16 protein-coding genes are annotated in these 14,847 nt (G+C 71.2%); 6 read left to right on the forward strand and 10 right to left on the reverse strand.

Annotation, left to right across the window (positions count from 1 at the left end; translation table 11 throughout):
* Positions 1-20: 20 nt before the first annotated feature.
* Both ASD48_RS26855 and ASD48_RS26860 read right to left on the reverse strand, forming a co-directional pair.
* Positions 21-671: a GntR family transcriptional regulator gene (locus ASD48_RS26855; RefSeq protein WP_020127395.1), complete on the reverse strand. Its 651-nt coding sequence runs from the start codon at positions 669-671 to the stop codon at positions 21-23.
* Positions 672-809: 138 nt separating this feature from the next.
* A complete protein-coding gene (locus tag ASD48_RS26860) occupies positions 810-1,322 on the reverse strand; it encodes a hypothetical protein (protein ID WP_057604382.1) in 513 nt (170 codons plus the stop codon).
* A 122-nt stretch (positions 1,323-1,444) separates the two neighbouring features.
* On the opposite strand from ASD48_RS26860, the gene ASD48_RS26865 reads away from it, so the two are divergent.
* Positions 1,445-1,819 (forward strand): cupin domain-containing protein, encoded by a 375-nt coding sequence (locus ASD48_RS26865; protein WP_057604269.1) that lies wholly within the window; start codon positions 1,445-1,447, stop codon positions 1,817-1,819.
* On the opposite strand, the gene ASD48_RS26870 is transcribed toward ASD48_RS26865, so the two are convergent.
* Positions 1,809-2,855 (reverse strand): LacI family DNA-binding transcriptional regulator, encoded by a 1,047-nt coding sequence (locus tag ASD48_RS26870; RefSeq protein ID WP_057604270.1) that lies wholly within the window; start codon positions 2,853-2,855, stop codon positions 1,809-1,811. The two genes, ASD48_RS26865 and ASD48_RS26870, sit on opposite strands and share 11 nt — an antisense overlap.
* Positions 2,856-2,984: 129 nt before the next feature.
* Between ASD48_RS26870 and ASD48_RS26875 the strand changes: the two genes are divergently transcribed.
* Positions 2,985-4,142 carry a Gfo/Idh/MocA family oxidoreductase gene (locus tag ASD48_RS26875; protein ID WP_057604271.1) on the forward strand — a complete coding sequence of 386 codons (1,158 nt, stop codon included), beginning with the start codon at positions 2,985-2,987 and terminating at the stop codon, positions 4,140-4,142.
* A gap of 149 nt (positions 4,143-4,291) precedes the next feature.
* Positions 4,292-4,960 carry a hypothetical protein gene (locus ASD48_RS26880; protein WP_057604272.1) on the forward strand — a complete coding sequence of 223 codons (669 nt, stop codon included), beginning with the start codon at positions 4,292-4,294 and terminating at the stop codon, positions 4,958-4,960.
* A 37-nt stretch (positions 4,961-4,997) separates the two neighbouring features.
* Here ASD48_RS26880 and ASD48_RS26885 read toward each other — a convergent pair whose 3' ends face one another.
* Positions 4,998-6,032 carry a LacI family DNA-binding transcriptional regulator gene (locus ASD48_RS26885; RefSeq protein WP_057604273.1) on the reverse strand — a complete coding sequence of 345 codons (1,035 nt, stop codon included), beginning with the start codon at positions 6,030-6,032 and terminating at the stop codon, positions 4,998-5,000.
* Positions 6,033-6,150: 118 nt separating this feature from the next.
* On the opposite strand from ASD48_RS26885, the gene ASD48_RS26890 reads away from it, so the two are divergent.
* The 3 genes from ASD48_RS26890 (at position 6,151) to ASD48_RS26900 (ending at position 9,221) form a co-directional block, all read left to right on the forward strand.
* A complete protein-coding gene (locus ASD48_RS26890; RefSeq protein ID WP_057604274.1) occupies positions 6,151-7,317 on the forward strand; it encodes a phytanoyl-CoA dioxygenase family protein in 1,167 nt (388 codons plus the stop codon).
* Positions 7,318-7,332: 15 nt separating this feature from the next.
* Entirely contained in the window at positions 7,333-8,109 is a 777-nt protein-coding gene (locus tag ASD48_RS26895) for an SDR family oxidoreductase (protein ID WP_057604275.1), read from the forward strand.
* A gap of 107 nt (positions 8,110-8,216) precedes the next feature.
* On the forward strand, positions 8,217-9,221 hold the full coding sequence (locus ASD48_RS26900; RefSeq protein ID WP_057604276.1) for a Gfo/Idh/MocA family oxidoreductase: 1,005 nt from the start codon (positions 8,217-8,219) through the stop codon (positions 9,219-9,221).
* Positions 9,222-9,287: 66 nt separating this feature from the next.
* Here ASD48_RS26900 and ASD48_RS44870 read toward each other — a convergent pair whose 3' ends face one another.
* From ASD48_RS44870 to ASD48_RS26930, 6 genes are all read right to left on the reverse strand, one after another.
* Positions 9,288-9,479, reverse strand: coding sequence for a hypothetical protein (locus ASD48_RS44870; RefSeq protein WP_054241309.1), 192 nt, complete (start codon positions 9,477-9,479; stop codon positions 9,288-9,290).
* Positions 9,480-9,512: 33 nt separating this feature from the next.
* A complete protein-coding gene (locus ASD48_RS26910; protein WP_057604277.1) occupies positions 9,513-10,766 on the reverse strand; it encodes a serine hydrolase domain-containing protein in 1,254 nt (417 codons plus the stop codon).
* Between the two features lie 152 nt (positions 10,767-10,918).
* On the reverse strand, positions 10,919-11,821 hold the full coding sequence (locus ASD48_RS26915; RefSeq protein ID WP_057604278.1) for a sugar phosphate isomerase/epimerase: 903 nt from the start codon (positions 11,819-11,821) through the stop codon (positions 10,919-10,921).
* Position 11,822: 1 nt separating this feature from the next.
* On the reverse strand, positions 11,823-12,737 hold the full coding sequence (locus ASD48_RS26920) for an ATP-binding cassette domain-containing protein (protein ID WP_057604279.1): 915 nt from the start codon (positions 12,735-12,737) through the stop codon (positions 11,823-11,825).
* 8 nt (positions 12,738-12,745) lie between these two features.
* Positions 12,746-13,822: an ABC transporter permease gene (locus ASD48_RS26925; RefSeq protein WP_057604280.1), complete on the reverse strand. Its 1,077-nt coding sequence runs from the start codon at positions 13,820-13,822 to the stop codon at positions 12,746-12,748.
* Positions 13,822-14,841 (reverse strand): sugar ABC transporter substrate-binding protein, encoded by a 1,020-nt coding sequence (locus ASD48_RS26930; RefSeq protein ID WP_057604281.1) that lies wholly within the window; start codon positions 14,839-14,841, stop codon positions 13,822-13,824. The genes ASD48_RS26925 and ASD48_RS26930 overlap by 1 nt, the downstream gene beginning before the upstream one ends.
* Positions 14,842-14,847: the final 6 nt, after the last annotated feature.

Here is a 14,847-nt window from a genome sequence, read left to right on the forward strand (position 1 = left end):
CCCGCCCCGCGCAGCCGTGATCAGTCGCGCAGCGCCTCGATCACGCTGGTGAGGTGGGCGCGGACGGCCGTCTCGGCCGCCTGGGGGTCCCTGGCCCGGATCGCTTCGATCATGGTCAGGTGCTCGTTCAGGGATTGCTGCGGCCTCCCCGGCCTCAGCGCCAACTGGAAGCGGTGACGCACCAGTTGGGCGTTGAGCCGCTCCAGCAGCTCCTGCGCGGTCTGCTGGCCGGAGAACTCCCGGATGCGGACGTGCAGTTCGTGGTTCAGGTCGGAGTAGGTGACCGGCTCGCCGTCGGCGACGGCCTTGGTCATGGCCGTGCCGAGGTCGGTCAGCTCGATCAGCTGGTCGTCGCTGGCCGCGACGGCCGCCTTCGAAGCGCAGAGCCCTTCGAGAACCATGCGGCACTCGGTGATGGCGACCGCTTCGTCCACGGTCACCACCCGCACCCGCGAGCCGCGGTTGCGGATCCGTTCGACGAGCCCCTGGGACTCCAGATCGATGAGCGCCGCGCGGATGCTGGCCCGCGTCACACCGAACTGCTCGGCGAGCTCGTTCTCCACCAGCCGCTGGGCCGGTGCCATCTCGCCGTGCAGGATCGCCTGCCGCAGCTGCGCGAGCGCATGCTGTTTGGCCTGCTCCCCGGTGCTCGGACGGGCTTCTTTCGGCATGGTTGCCCTCCCTGAGTGAGTGCCTGTCGAACCTAAATCTAGCGAAACAAGATTGTCAACAATTTTGTCCGCCGTATTGCGCGCGTACGTCCGCCGCGCCATGTTCCCACTGGACGGGAGGGGCGAGGACGGTGCGGGCTACTTGATCAACGCGTTCGCCACGACCACGATCACGCCGAGCAGCGCGTCGACCGCCCCGATCAGCACCGCGACGGCCCACCGGCGGCGCGACCAGCGCGCGGTGACCAGGCCGAGGGCGAACAGCAGGGCGATGTTCAGGGCGAACGCGGCGTACTCCACCCCGCCCGCAGGCCACCAGCCCCAGCCGGCCCCCGCGAGGATCAGCACGGTGGGCAGCACGGCCGCGACAAGGGGCCACTCCTCGACCAGGGTGCGCAGCGCGTCCCCCCGGCGGTGCGCACCCCGCTCGGCGATGTAGTGGGCGTAGCCGTGCGCGAGCGCCGAGGCGAACGCGGTCACCAGCAGCCAGACGGCGTCGTAGCGGCGGCTGTCCCGGGAGGTGTGCCCGTACTGGCTGAGCGCGGCGACCATCGAACTCGCGAGCACCGCGCCGTAGACACCGCCGAAGAGGAGCGCCTCACGCGTGTCGTGCCGGTGCGGCTCACGCGCCGTCGCGGTGTCGTCCGCCATGGGCACCACGATCACCCCGCCGCGCACGGGCCGCCAGTCGTGACGAAGTGTCCTCCCACCTGGGCCGACAGCCCACACAGTGTCCACGCCCGGCGGACGTACGGCCTCGCTAGGGTCGCCTCATGAGCACCGACAACGGCCCCGACAGCCCTCCGCCCGCCAGCTTCGTCGTCCACATCCCCGACGCGGGTCTCGATCCCGAGCCGCTCGATCCGCGGCAGATCGTCGCCGGGACCCCCGAGGTGACCGGCAAGGTGGTGTGGGAGTCGGCGGACGGCCGTCAGGTCAGGGGGATCTGGCAGCTCACCCCGGGCGTCGTCACCGACACGGAGGCGGACGAGCTGTTCGTGGTGATCAGCGGGTCGGCGACCATCGAGGTCGAGGGCGGCCCCACCCTGACGGTCGGTCCGGGCGACATGGCGGTGCTGCGCGAGGGCGACCGGACGACCTGGACGGTCCACGAGACGCTGCGCAAGGCCTACGCGATCACGCTGTGACCGCGGGCGGGCGCGCCGTCGTCCCCCGGACCTCCAGGACCGGCGGGGTCAGCTGCAACCGCCCCTGTCCGCCCGGCCGTTCGAGACGGTCGAGCAGGCAGCGGGCGGCCCGGCGGCCCACCTCGTGGCCGGCGCCGTCGACGGTCGTGAGCCACACATGGCGCAGCCGGGAGATGCCGGTGTTGTCGTAGCCGACCACGGACAGGTCGCGCGGCACGCGCAGGCCCAGTTCCTCGGCCGCCGACAGCACCCCCACCGCCGTCATGTCGTTGACGGCGAACACGGCCGTGGGCCGGTCGGCGCGGGCGAGCAGCCGCACCGTGGCCCGGTAGCCGCCCTCCTCGGTCATGTCCCCCGCCTCGACCAGCGCCTCATGGGCCCCTCCCGCCGCGCGCATGGTGGCCTCGAAGCCGCGTCGGCGCAGGTCGGCGACGGCACCGTAGCCCGTCAGGTGGGCGATGCGGCGGTGGCCGAGTCCGACGAGGTGCTCGGTGACCAGGCGGGCGCCGCGCTCGTCGTCGTTGGCCACCAGGTCCACCCCGTCCGGCACCGGCTCCCGGGCCGCCGCGACCACGACCGGCATCCGGGCGGCGACGGTCTCCAGGGCCGCCGGGTCGGGCAGCGTGCCCACCACGACCAGCCCGTCCGCTCCCAGGTCCAGGAAGGGCCCGGCCGGGTCCTGGCCGACGCGCCGGTGCAGCCGGGCGTCGGCCAGCAGCATGTGCAGACCGCTCGCGTGCAGCAGGGAGTTGAGGCCGTCCAGGAGGTCCACGTACCAGGGGTTGCGCAGATCGTGCAGCAGGACGCCGACCATGGGGTTCCCCCCGTCGGGGCGTGGCCGGGGCTCGGGCGCGGTGCGCCGCTCGCCGAGGCTGCGGGCCGCCTCGTTGGGCCGGTAGCCCAGCTCGCGCACGGCCCGCAGGACGGCCTCCCGCTTCTCGGCACGCACCTGGTCGGAGCCGCGCAGCACCAGGGAGACCAGTGACTTGGACACCCCGGCCCGGTCGGCGACGTCGCGGATGGTCGGCGCTCTCATGCTTGGACCGTTCCATGTGACGCATCGGTTGTCAAAGGGCCCGGATTCCCTTGACACCCTGGCGAGAAGGCCCGCAGGGTGGCCTGGTCGGTGGATGGAGCGGTCCAAGGAAGGGCTGTGGTGACTGTCATGGTGGATGCGCTGGGAGTGGCCGTCGTCGGGTTCGGCTGGATGGGCCGCGTGCACACCCAGGCGTACGCGCGCGTACGGCACCACTACCCGCGGCTGGCCCTGCGGCCGGAACTGGTGAGCGTCGCCGAGGAGGTGCCCGGACGGGCCGAGGAGGCCGCGGAGCAGTTCGGCTTCGCCTGCGCCACGCGGGACTGGCGCGAGGTGGCGGCCGACCCGCGGGTGCGGGCCGTCAGCATCACCGCGCCGAACTTCCTGCACCGCGAGATCGGTGTCGCGATGGCGGAAGCCGGCAAGCACCTCTGGATCGAGAAGCCGGTGGGCCTCGCGCCCCGGGACGCCCGGGCGGTGGCGGACGCGGTGGCCAAGGCGGGCGTGCAGGGCACGGTCGGCTTCAACTACCGCAACGCGCCCGCCGTGGAAGCCGCCCGCGACCTGATCGCCTCCGGTGAGCTGGGCACGGTCACCCACGCCCACATCCGCCTCTTCAGCGACTACGCGGCCCACCCCGACGGCGCCCTGACCTGGCGGTACGAGCGGGAGCGAGGCGGCAGCGGAGTGCTGGGCGACCTGGCCTCGCACGGCGTCGACCTGGCCCGTTTCCTGCTGGGCGACATCACGTCCCTGACCGCCGACACGGCGGTCTTCGTCCCCGAGCGGGCCCGCCCGACGGGAGCGACGGCGGGCCACAGTCTCGCCGTCGGCGGCGAACTCGGCCCGGTGGAGAACGAGGACTACGTCGACTGCCTGCTGCGCTTCGCCTCCGGCGCCCGGGGCGTGCTGGAGGCCTGCCGCGTCTCGGTCGGCGAGCAGAACAACTACGGCTTCGAGGTGCACGGCACCAGGGGCGCCGTGTTCTGGGACTTCCGGCGGATGAACGAGCTCGGCGTCAGCCGCGGCACCACCTACCAGGACCAGCCCGTCAGCACGGTGTACGTCGGCCCGGGCGACGGCGAGTTCGGCGCCTTCCAGCCGGGCGCGGCGAACGCCATGGGGTACGACGATCTCAAGGTGGTGGAGGCCTACCGCTTCCTGCGCTCGGTCGCCGAGGGCACCCCCTACGGGGCGACGCTCGCGGACGCGGTGCACAGCGCGACCGTGCTGGAGGCGATGACACGCTCCGCGGAGAGCGGCTCGTGGGTGGACGTGCACCCGTAGGGGTGGCGACAGGACCACCCCCGATCCGGTTCCCAGGCCCAGGGACGGCGCGCCCCGGGAACGACAGGCTTCAGGAGGCGGCGAACGCGACCGCACAACCCGCGGACGCCGGCACCGAATCCGCCACACCGAGAACTCGGGGGACCCTCATGTCCGAAGTCACCGCCCGGCGTCTGACCGGCCTCGCCGCCCTCGTCACCGCGGTCGCCCTCATCGTCCAGGTGCCGCTCTACTTCGTCTACGACGGACCGCCGCCGGACGGCAACGTCCTGTCCCGGCTGCTCATCGGGATCGTCGCGCTGGCCTCTCTGGTCGTGTTCGTGACGGCGTTCCGGGAGCTGGTCAAGAGCGTCGCACCGGACCGTGAAGGGGTCGGCTCGATCGCCTTCGCCACGGGCCTCGTCTACGCCACGATCACCCTGGTATCGATGGGCCTCGAGGCGGGCGCGGTCATCGCCGTCGACCACCCGATCGACCCGACCATCGACGTCAGCGGCACCTACATCCTCTACGGGTCGATCTCCAAGCTGATGCTGGCGCTCTTCCTGACCGCGCTGGGCCGAGCCGTCACCGGCGCGCGCCTGCTGCCGCGCTGGACCGGCCGCTCGGCCTATGTCCTGGCCGGGATCAACCTGGCCTTCGTGCCCTCCCTGTTCTTCGGCAACGACCCCGCGTTCTTCTACGCGGCGAACGGCTGGGGCACGACCGCCCTGCTGGGGGCGGTCCTCAGCTACTGGCTGCTGGCCCTGGGCGTCTGCGCCTACCGCAGCGCGGCACGCGTCGCCCCGGCCGCCGGGGCACCGTCGGTACCGCGCTGATCCGCCCGCAGGGCCCGCGCCCCGGGGGGCGGCCGCGTCAGCCGGCAGCCCCCCGGGGCGGCATGTTGTACGGGGTGACCACCTGGATCGCCGACGGCAGCGGGGGCCCGGCCGGCGGCAACGCGCCATGCGCGCGCATCAATGTGTGGCAGGCCTCGCGCACGTCGCGGCGCAGGTCGTGGTGGAGGACGGCGGACAGCCGGTGCCCGCGCAGCAGCCGGGTGTTGTCGTGGTCGAGGTCGTGCGCGACGAACACGTCGCAGGCACGGCCGAGGTCGGCGAAGGCACGCAGGGTGGCGTCGTTGCCGCCGCCGATGGAGTAGACGGCGCGGATCTCCGGATCGCGTTCCAGCGCGGCACGGACGAGCTCGTACTGCGTGGCGTCGAGCCCCTGCCCCTCGGCGATCTCGACCAGCGTGCGCTCGGGATGGCGGGCCCGCATGATGCTGCGGAAGCCCATCTCGCGCTCCTCCTCGTTGCGGAAGAAGCCGCTGCTCAGGCTGGTGAGCACATTGCCGGGCCGGTCACCGAGCCACTGGCCCGTCAGATAGGCGGCGGTGGCGCCTGCGGCCCGGTCGTCGATGCCGACGTAGGCGAGGCGGGCGCTGGCCGGCAGATCCGTGACCAGGGTGACGACCGGGATCCCGGCGGCGACCAGCCGGCCGACGGCGGCGTTGGTCTCGGGAACGTCCGGCGCCTTGAGGACGACCCCCTGGGAGCCGCGCCGGGCTATCCGGTCGAGGGTGGCGACCTGCTCCTGGACCGGTCCGGTCTCCCGGAAGTGGAAGCGGGAGCGCAGCACGGCCGGGTGCAGGGACGGCAGTTCGGCCTCCAGGGCGGCCCGGACGGCTGTGCTGAACCGTTCCGGCGCCTGCATCACGATGTCGACCATGAAGGTGCGCCCGACGAGCCTGACCTGCGTGCGCTGCCGGTCCAGGTCGGCGATGGCGCGCCGGACCTCCCGCACGGTGGACTCCCGCACCCCTCCCCTGGCGTTGAGCACGCGGTCGACGGTGGCCTCGCTCAGACCCGCCTGACGTGCGATCTCCCGGATGGGGAAGGGGTGGCCCACGGAAAGATCCTCCGGGATCTGCTTGAGGGGTTTTTGATGGCCGCCTGCTGGTTGTTCGACGGGTTTGTCATGACAAGAATGGCAGCACTGAGCCGCCATTGCCATCGAAGGGACGACGATGTCCTTCACCTCCGTGCGAGGTCACGCCTGGCTGACCGAGCAGGACTGCGACCTCGACACCTTCCGCCCGCTCGTCGAGCGCACCACCGACCTCGCCGACTTCCCGCACGCCTCGGCGGTGCAGGGGAACGTCCTCGTCTACGACAGTGAGCGGCTGCGCGCCCCCGGAACGGACCGCGCGGTCCGCGCCGAGCTGGTGCGGGCCCTGAGCGACGGCCCCGGAGTCGTCGTCTTCCGCGACGCCTTCCCCGATCCGGCGGTCGTCGACCGGGCCACCGCCGTCTTCGACGCGCTCATCGCCGAGCAGCGCGCCTCGGGCGCGACGGCCGGCGACCACTTCGCGAGGCCCGGCACCAACGACCGGGTCTGGAACGCCCTGGAGAAGGCCGCCCTGCGTGACCCGGAGGCGTTCGCCGACTACTACGCCAACGACATCCTGGCGCTGGTCTCGCGGGCCTGGCTCGGTCCGGGCTACCAGGTGACCTCCCAGGTCAACGTGGTCAACCCGGGCGGCCAGGCGCAGAGCGTGCACCGCGACTACCACCTCGGCTTCCTCTCCGACGCGAGGGCCGCGGCCTACCCGGCGCACGTCCACCGGCTCTCCCCCGTGCTCACCCTCCAGGGCGCGGTCGCGCACTGCGACATGCCCGTGGAGTCCGGGCCCACGCTGTACCTGCCGTACTCGCAGACGTACGAGCCCGGCTACCTGGCCTGGCGACGGCCCGAGTTCCAGGAGTACTTCGAGAAGAACCGGGTCCAACTGCCGCTGGCGAAGGGCGACGCCGCGTTCTTCAATCCGGCCGTCTTCCACGCCGCCGGCACCAACCGCACCACCGACGTACGCCGGACGGCCAACCTGCTCCAGGTGTCCTCGGCCTTCGGGCGCGCGATGGAGACCGTGGACCGCGAGGCGGTGACGAACGCGGTCTATCCCGTGCTGCTGGAGCGCCGGGCGCGGGGCGCGGGCGAGGAGTGGCTGGAGCACGTCGTCGCCGCGAGCGCCGAGGGCTACCCCTTCCCCACCAACCTCGACAGCGACCCGCCGGTCGACGGCCTCGCCCCGCCCGCGCAGGCGGACCTCGTACGGCGGGCGCTCCACGAGGAGTGGACCCCGCGGGCGCTCCGTGACGAGCTGCGGGCCCACGCCCTGCGGCGCACGAGCTGAAAGGACCTCCCCTCCATGGGACTTCTCGACGACAAGGTCGTCCTCGTCAACGGCGGCAGTCAGGGCGTCGGCGCGGCCGTCGCCCGGGCCGCCGTCCGCGAGGGCGCCCTGGTCGCGATCACGGGACGGCGGCCGGAGCCGGGCGAGGCGCTGGTGGCGGAGCTGACCGCCGCCGGCGGCAAGGCGCTCTTCGTCCGGGCCGACCTCGCAGACGCCGGGCAGGCGAAGGGGGCGGTGGCCGAGACGGTGGCCTCCTACGGCCGCGTCGACTGCCTGGTGAACTCGGCCGGGCTGACCTCGCGCGGCACGCTGCTCGACACCACGCCCGAGCTGTTCGACCAGCACATCGCGATCAACCTGAAGGCGCCGTTCTTCGCCATGCAGGCGGCCGTCGCGGACATGCTGGCCCGCGAGGCGCCCGGCACGGTCGTCAACATCATCACCTCCTCGGCCCATGGCGGTCAGCCCTTTCTCGCGCCGTACGTCGCCGCGAAGGCCGGCCTGGTCGGCCTGACCCGCAACGCGGCGCACGCGCACCGCTTCGACCGGGTCCGGATCAACGGCCTCAACATCGGCTGGACGGCCACCGAGGGCGAGGACGCGACACAGAAGGCCTTCCACGGCGCCGGGGACGACTGGCGCGAGCAGGCCGCCGCACGGCTGCCGATGGGCAAGCTGGGCCGGCCGGACGAGATCGCCGATTTCGTGGTGTTCCTGCTGTCCGAGCGGTCGGGCGTGGTCACCGGTTCGGTGATCGACTGGGACCAGAACGTGCTCGGCGGGCTCGACTGAGCAGGCTCGGCCCGTCCGGCGTTCGAGGACGGCCCGCAGGGCGATCGGGGTCCGGGGCGGAGCCCCGGCAACGCACAGCAACCACACACCAGAAAGCAGCGGAGCACATGCGCATCGGAATCCTCGGCCTCGGCCGCATCGGCGCCTTCCACGCCGAGACCCTCTCCGGACTCGACGCCGTCTCGTCGCTCGTCGTGGCCGACCCGTTCGCGGAGGCCGCCAAGAAGGCCGCCGAGCGGTTCGGCGCCGAGGTCGCGGACTCCCCCGAGGCCGTGCTGGCCGCCGGAGTGGACGGCGTCGTGGTCGCGGCGGCGACGGACGCCCACCCGGGCCTGATCCTGGCCGCCGTCGAGGCGGGCATCCCGGTCTTCTGCGAGAAGCCCGTCGCCAGGACCATGAGCGAGGGCGTCGAGGTGCTCGAAGCCGTGCGGGGCAGTGCCGTCCCCATCCAGATCGGCTACAACCGCCGCTTCGACGCGGGCTTCGTCGCCGCGCGGGCGGCCGTGACGTCGGGCGAGCTGGGCAAGCTGCACACGGTCCGCTCGACCACGCTCGACCCGGCCCCGCCGCCGGCCGCGTACGTGGCCGCCTCCGGGGGCATCTTCCGGGACTGTTCCGTGCACGACTTCGACATCATCCGCTGGGTCACCGGCCGCGAGGTGACGGAGGTGTACGCGGTCGGCGGCAACCGGGGCGCCGACTACATCAAGGAGGCGGGCGACGCCGACACCACCGGCGCGATCCTCACCCTCGACGACGGCACGATCGCGGTGGTCTCCAACTCCCGTCACAACGCCCGGGGTTACGACGTCCGCATGGAGATCCACGGCTTCACGGACTCGATCGCCGTCGGCCTGGAGGACAAGCTGCCGCTGCGTTCGGTGGAACCCGGCGTGACCTTCCCGGCCGGTGTCCCGCACGACTTCTTCATGGACCGCTTCACCGCCGCCTACCGCGCCGAACTCACCGCGTTCACCGAGGTCGTGGCCGGCACCCGGCCCTCCCCCTGCACGATCGAGGACGCCCTGGAGGCGGGCTGGATCGCGGAGGCGTGCACGCTGTCCCTGCACGAGCACCGGCCGGTGACGATCGCGGAGGTCCGCGCCTCCTGAGCCCGCGGCCCGGGGCATCCGCGCGTGAGGGCGGCCGGGGAGTGTTCCCCGGCCGCCCTCACCTGCTCACAGGCCGTAGCGGACCGCGAACTCGTCCGGGTCGTAGGCGTCCCGGTCCGGGTCACGCGGGGTGGCCGGCCGCTCCTCGACCATGTCCTGCGGGCGTACTCGCTCGGGCAGCGCGCCGAACCGGGCCCGGCGCCGGACCTCCGCGGTGCCGGCCTGCTCTTCCTCCTGCATCTCACCCTCCCCGTCCACGACTGCACACCTCTGGTACCTGTCCGAACGTCCTCACCTCGCCGCTGGTTCCGCCGGCAGGTCGAAGATGTGGTCCGGGGAGATGATCGAGGTGATCGCGTCGCCGAACAGGGTGCTGGGCTCCTCGTTCTTGTAGTTGATGTCGGTGTTGAGGACGACGACGAGGGTCGCCCGTGCCGACGGCAGATAGATGGTCAGGGACTCGTAGCCGGGCAGCGAGCCGTTGTGGCCGATCCAGCCCTGCACGTTGAAGATGCCGAGCCCGTAGCCGGCGCCCGGAATGGGCGTCGGCGGGGTGATCAGGCGCTGTCGCTGGGTGGCGGCGCTGACCATCCGCTCACCGTCGGGCAGCACACCCGTGGCCACGGTGGGCGCCCAGATCCGCAGGTCCTCCAGCCGGGAGATCATCGCGCCGGCCGCCCAGCCCCAGGACGGGTTCCAGTCGGCGGAGTCCTCGACCTTCCCGGTCGCCGTCTGGTTCGTGTAGCCCTGGGAGTGCGGGGTCGGGAACTCGTTGCCGGTCGGGAACAGGGTGTGGTCCAGGCCGGCCGGGTCCAGGATGTGGTCCTGGATGTAGTCGTTGAGATGCTGACCGCTCATCTGCTCGACGACCAGGCCCAGCAGGATCAGGTTGGTGTTGCAGTAGTAGAACTTCTCGCCCGGCGGGAACAGCACGGGGTGCTTGAACGAGTAGTCGAGCAGCTGCTGCGGCGTGAACGGCCGCTGCGGGTCGGAGGTCAGCGCCTTGAAGAAGTCCTCGTCCGCCGAGTAGTTGAACAGTCCGCTGCGCATGCCGGCCAGCTGACGCAGGGTGATCTCGTCGCCGTTCGGCACGCCGTCGATGTACTCGCCGATGGTGTCGTCGAGGCCGATCTTCCCCTCGTCGACCAGCTGGAGGACCGCGGTGACGGTGAACGTCTTGGTCTCGCTGCCGATGCGCATGTAGAGCCCGGGGTCCATCGCCCGGCCGGTGCTCTTGTCGGCGACGCCGAAGGACTTCACGTACTCGCCCTTGCCGGGCGTCCAGATGCCGACGGACACGCCGGGGATGTTCGCCTGCTTCATCACCCGCTGCACGGCGGCGTCGACCTGCTGCCGTACGGCCGGGGTGAGTGCGACGACGCCGTCCCCGGACGAGGACGGCGAAGGCGGTGCGGTGCCGGTGGGGAGGGTGGCGGCCGAGGACGGCAGCGCCGTCGCCGCCCCACCCGCGGCCGGTACCACCAGGGCCCCCACCGCGGCGGCGACGACGATCCCCCTGCGCAGTCGGATGCACGAGTGTGTCATGGGCTCGCTCCCGTATGAGGAGGTTTCCGCCGCAGGCCACAGCCGCACCAGGGGGCACGGGCCGCATGCGGCCCATCACCACCACCATACGAGCGCGGGCGCGCCGCCGCCTGTCGGCGACGGCGCGACGCGCCTGGTGATCCGGTTCCCGGTCAGGCCCCGCAGGAGCGCAGGAACTTCCGGGTGCGTACCGCGACGGGCAGCGGCCGGTCCGGCTCGCACGGGTACATGTCCTGCTCCACGATCGCGAACAGCTCGACGCCGAGCCGCTGCGCCGCGACCAGGACCGGCTCCAGCTCCGGTACTCCGGAGGGCGGTTCGCACATCACTCCGCGCCGCACGGCCGAACCGAACGGCACCTCGTCCCTGACCACGTCGGCGAGGACCGCCGGGTCGACCTGCTTGAGGTGGAGATAGCCGATGCGCTCGCCGTAGCTCTCGATCAGCTCGACGCTGTCCCCGCCGCAGTAGGCGTAGTGACCGGTGTCCAAGCAGAGGTTGACCAGTTCACCGTCGGTGGAGTCCAGGAAGCGCTCGACGTGGTCCTCGGTGTCGATGTGGGTGTCGGCGTGCGGATGGACGACGAGGTCCAGGCCGTACGTCTCCTTCACCTCGTGTCCCAGCCGCTCCATGCCCTTGGTGAGATGGGCCCACTGTTCACCCGTCAGCTCCGGCGGCTCCAGGATCTCGGCCGTCCTGTCGTCCCGCCAGAAGGACGGGATGACGACGAGGTGCCCGGCGCCCATCGCCCGGGTGAGCGAGGCCACTTGGCTCACGTGCGCCCAGGTGGACTCCCAGACGGACGGGCCGCGGTGCATGCCGGTGAAGACCGTGCCGGCCGAGACGCTCAGCCCCCGCCGGGTGACCTCGTCGGTGAGACGGGCCGGGTCGGTCGGCAGATAGCCGTAGGGGCCGAGTTCGATCCAGGAGTAGCCCGCCTCGGCGACCTCGTCCAGGAACCGTTCCCAGGGCACCTGCCGGGGGTCGTCCGGGAACCACACGCCCCAGGAGTCGGGGGCCGAGCCGACCCGGATGCGGTCGAGGGCGCCCGGCATGTCAGGGCGTCCTCTCGCCGGGACTCGCCACAGGCGCGGTGAGGTCCTTCTCCTCCGGGAGTTCGTCGACGTCGACGCCGCGGACCTGGGCCAGTTCGTGTTTGAGTGCGGCGAGTTCGGTGCCGCCGGCCATGTGGTTGGTGAGTTCTTCGAGGCTGACCTGGTCGCGGGAGGCGGAGAGTTCCATGGTGCCCAGGCGCAGGACGCTGAAGTGGTCGCCGACCATGTAGGCGTGGTGGGGGTTGTGGGTGATGAAGATGACGCCGAGGCCGCGGTCGCGGGCGGCGGCGATGTACTTCAGGACCACGCCGGACTGTTTGACGCCGAGGGCGGCGGTGGGTTCGTCGAGGATGAGGACGCGGGCGCCGAAGTGGACGGCGCGGGCGATGGCGACGCACTGGCGCTGGCCGCCGGAGAGGGTGCCGATGGGCTGTTCGAGGTCGTCGAGGACGATGCCCATGTGGCGCAGTTCCTCGTCGGCGGTCTTCTTCATCTTCTCGATGTCGAGCCGGCGCACGGGCCAGGGGCCCTTGGTGAGTTCGGAGCCGAGGAAGAAGTTGCGCCACACCGGCATCAGCGGCACGGTGGCGAGGTCCTGGTAGACGGTGGCGATGCCGCGGTCGAGGGCTTCGCGCGGGGTGGAGAAGCGCACGGGGTGGCCGTCGACGAGGAACTCGCCCTCGGTGTGCTGGTGCAGCCCCGAGACGATCTTGATGAGGGTGGACTTGCCGGCGCCGTTGTCACCCAGGACACAGGTCACCTGGCCGGGCCGGACGGCGAGATCGACCCCGTGCAGGGCGCGGATGTTGCCGTAGGACTTGCCCGCGTTGCGCAGTTCGACGAGGGGACTGTCACCGCCCTCGGGGGCGGTGTCCGCGAGGATGGCGCCGTGTGTGCCGGTTCCGTCGGTGGTCATAGGGGTGGTCACCTCCGGGTGGCCGTGCGCTGGACCCACAGATTGATCAGGACGGCGCCCAGGAGCATGACGCCGAGGAAGGCCTTGAACCAGTCGGGGTTCCAGCCCGCGTAGACGATGCCCTGCTGCACCATCCCGAACATGAACGCCCCGAAGACCGGGCCGATCGCCGAACCGGCACCGCCGGTCAGCAGACAGCCGCCGATGACGGCCGCGGAGATGTAGATCAGCTCCTGGCCCACGCCCTCGCCGGACTGCACGGTGTTGAACGTGAACAGCTGGTGCATCCCGACGAACCAGGCCCCGAAACCGACCAGCATGAACAGCGAGATCTTCGTGAACGTCACCGGCACGCCGACCGCCCGCGCGCTGTCCTTGTTGCCGCCCACCGCGAAGATCCAGTTGCCGTACCGGGTCCGCAGCAGGACCCAGGTCGCGATCGCCGCGAAGACCAGCCAGTACACGATGGTGATCTTGACCTGGACGCCGCCGACGTCGAACGACGAGGCGAAGAGCTTCTTCGCCTGCCCGAAGCCGTCCATGTCGCTGATGTCGTCGGTGGCCACGTTCGTGGTGACCAGCTTGGTCACCGCCAGATTGACACCCTGCAGGATCAGGAACGTGCCCAGGGTGATCAGGAAGCTCGGCAGCCCGGTCCTCACCACCATCCAGCCGTTGAGGAAGCCGATCCCCAGCGACACCAGCAGCGCGACCACCACACCGACCCACACGTTCATGGTCAGTTGGTAGCTGAGCATGGACGCGGTCAGCGCCGAGGTGATGACGGCGACACCGGCGGACAGATCGAACTCTCCGCCGATCATCAGCAGCGCCACCGGCAGCGCCATGATCCCGATCGTCGACGACTGATACAGGATGTTGGCCATCGAACTGCCGTCACGTACCGGCGGCGCCGCGATCAGGAAGAACACGTACACCGCGACCGCGCCGAGGAACACCCCCACCTCGGGGCGCGCCAGCATCCGCAGGGCCAGCGGGCGTTGCTTGGTCCGGCCGTCGCTCTCCTTGCGGCCGGGGGCCGGCGGTGTGGTCACCGCCGGCTCGGCATGGTGGGTCATGCTCATCACCGGGTGCCCTTCGCGGCGAACGAGGCGACCGCGTCGACGTTGGTCTTGTCCACGAAGGCCGGACCGGTCAGCACCGGCTGCTCGCCGCCGCCCATGTAGTTGCCGTTGTTCTTGTAGAGCCACAGCGAGTCGATCGCCAAGTAGCCCTGGAGGTAGGGCTGCTGGTCGACGGCGAACTCGATGGTGCCCTTGTCGATGGCGCTCGTCAGGTCCTTGTTGAGGTCGAAGGTGGCGATCTTGGCCTTGCTGCCCGCGTCGGCCTTCGACTGCACCGCGGTGAGCGCGAACGGGGCGCCGAGCGTGACGACGTAGTCGATGGCCTTGTCCTGGCTCAGCTTGGCGGTGATCGTCGACTTCACGGACGGCATGTCGGTGCCGTTGACGTACAGGGTCTCCGTCGTGCCCGAGAACGTCTTCTTCACACCGGCACAGCGCTGGGTGAGACCGATGTTCCCCTGTTCCTGGACGACACAGACGGCCTTCTTGGCGCCCTCGGAGTTGAGCCTGTTGCCGAGCGCCTCACCGGCCACGGTCTCGTCCTGGCCGAAGAACTCCATCAGGCCGAGGTTCTTCCACTCGCTGACACCGGAGTTGAGACCGACCACCGGTATCTTCGCGGCCTTCGCCTTGGCCACGACGTCCTTCAGCGCGTCCGGCTTGGCGAGGGTGACCGCGATGCCGTCGACCTTCTGGTCGATCGCGTTCTGGATCAGGTTGGCCTGGTTGCCGGCGTTCGGGTCGGCGGAGTAGACCAGCTTGACGTTGTCCTTGGCGGCGGCCGCCTCGGCACCCTTGCGGACGATGTCCCAGAAGGTGTCGCCGGGCGACTGGTGGGTCACCAGGGCCACCGTCATCTGCGGAGTGCTCGCCTTGCCCGCGGAAGCGCCGTCCGCGCTCTCCTCGGACTTCTTGCCGCCGGAACTGCTGGAGCAGCCCGCGAGGGTCAGGGCCACCGCCGCGGCCATGGCCACGACCGGGGCGATTCTGCTCGAGCGGAAGGGAGAAGAGCTGTCCATCTTTCC

This window comes from Streptomyces sp. Root1310, assembly GCF_001426425.1.
GTDB lineage: Bacteria > Actinomycetota > Actinomycetes > Streptomycetales > Streptomycetaceae > Streptomyces.

Excerpts from the sequence above, each read along its gene's own strand:
- ASD48_RS26880 (WP_057604272.1), top strand. The coding sequence starts at position 4,292 with ATGTCCGAAGTCACCGCCCGGCGTCTGACCGGCCTCGCCGCCCTCGTC.
- ASD48_RS26865 (WP_057604269.1), top strand. The coding sequence starts at position 1,445 with ATGAGCACCGACAACGGCCCCGACAGCCCTCCGCCCGCCAGCTTCGTC.
- ASD48_RS26930 (WP_057604281.1), bottom strand. The coding sequence starts at position 14,841 with ATGGACAGCTCTTCTCCCTTCCGCTCGAGCAGAATCGCCCCGGTCGTG.
- ASD48_RS26870 (WP_057604270.1), bottom strand. The coding sequence starts at position 2,855 with ATGAGAGCGCCGACCATCCGCGACGTCGCCGACCGGGCCGGGGTGTCC.
- ASD48_RS26895 (WP_057604275.1), top strand. The coding sequence starts at position 7,333 with ATGGGACTTCTCGACGACAAGGTCGTCCTCGTCAACGGCGGCAGTCAG.
- ASD48_RS26875 (WP_057604271.1), top strand. The coding sequence starts at position 2,985 with ATGGTGGATGCGCTGGGAGTGGCCGTCGTCGGGTTCGGCTGGATGGGC.
- ASD48_RS26925 (WP_057604280.1), bottom strand. The coding sequence starts at position 13,822 with ATGAGCATGACCCACCATGCCGAGCCGGCGGTGACCACACCGCCGGCC.
- ASD48_RS26915 (WP_057604278.1), bottom strand. The coding sequence starts at position 11,821 with ATGCCGGGCGCCCTCGACCGCATCCGGGTCGGCTCGGCCCCCGACTCC.
- ASD48_RS26910 (WP_057604277.1), bottom strand. The coding sequence starts at position 10,766 with ATGACACACTCGTGCATCCGACTGCGCAGGGGGATCGTCGTCGCCGCC.
- ASD48_RS26900 (WP_057604276.1), top strand. The coding sequence starts at position 8,217 with ATGCGCATCGGAATCCTCGGCCTCGGCCGCATCGGCGCCTTCCACGCC.
- ASD48_RS26860 (WP_057604382.1), bottom strand. The coding sequence starts at position 1,322 with ATGGCGGACGACACCGCGACGGCGCGTGAGCCGCACCGGCACGACACG.
- ASD48_RS26855 (WP_020127395.1), bottom strand. The coding sequence starts at position 671 with ATGCCGAAAGAAGCCCGTCCGAGCACCGGGGAGCAGGCCAAACAGCAT.
- ASD48_RS26890 (WP_057604274.1), top strand. The coding sequence starts at position 6,151 with ATGTCCTTCACCTCCGTGCGAGGTCACGCCTGGCTGACCGAGCAGGAC.
- ASD48_RS26920 (WP_057604279.1), bottom strand. The coding sequence starts at position 12,737 with ATGACCACCGACGGAACCGGCACACACGGCGCCATCCTCGCGGACACC.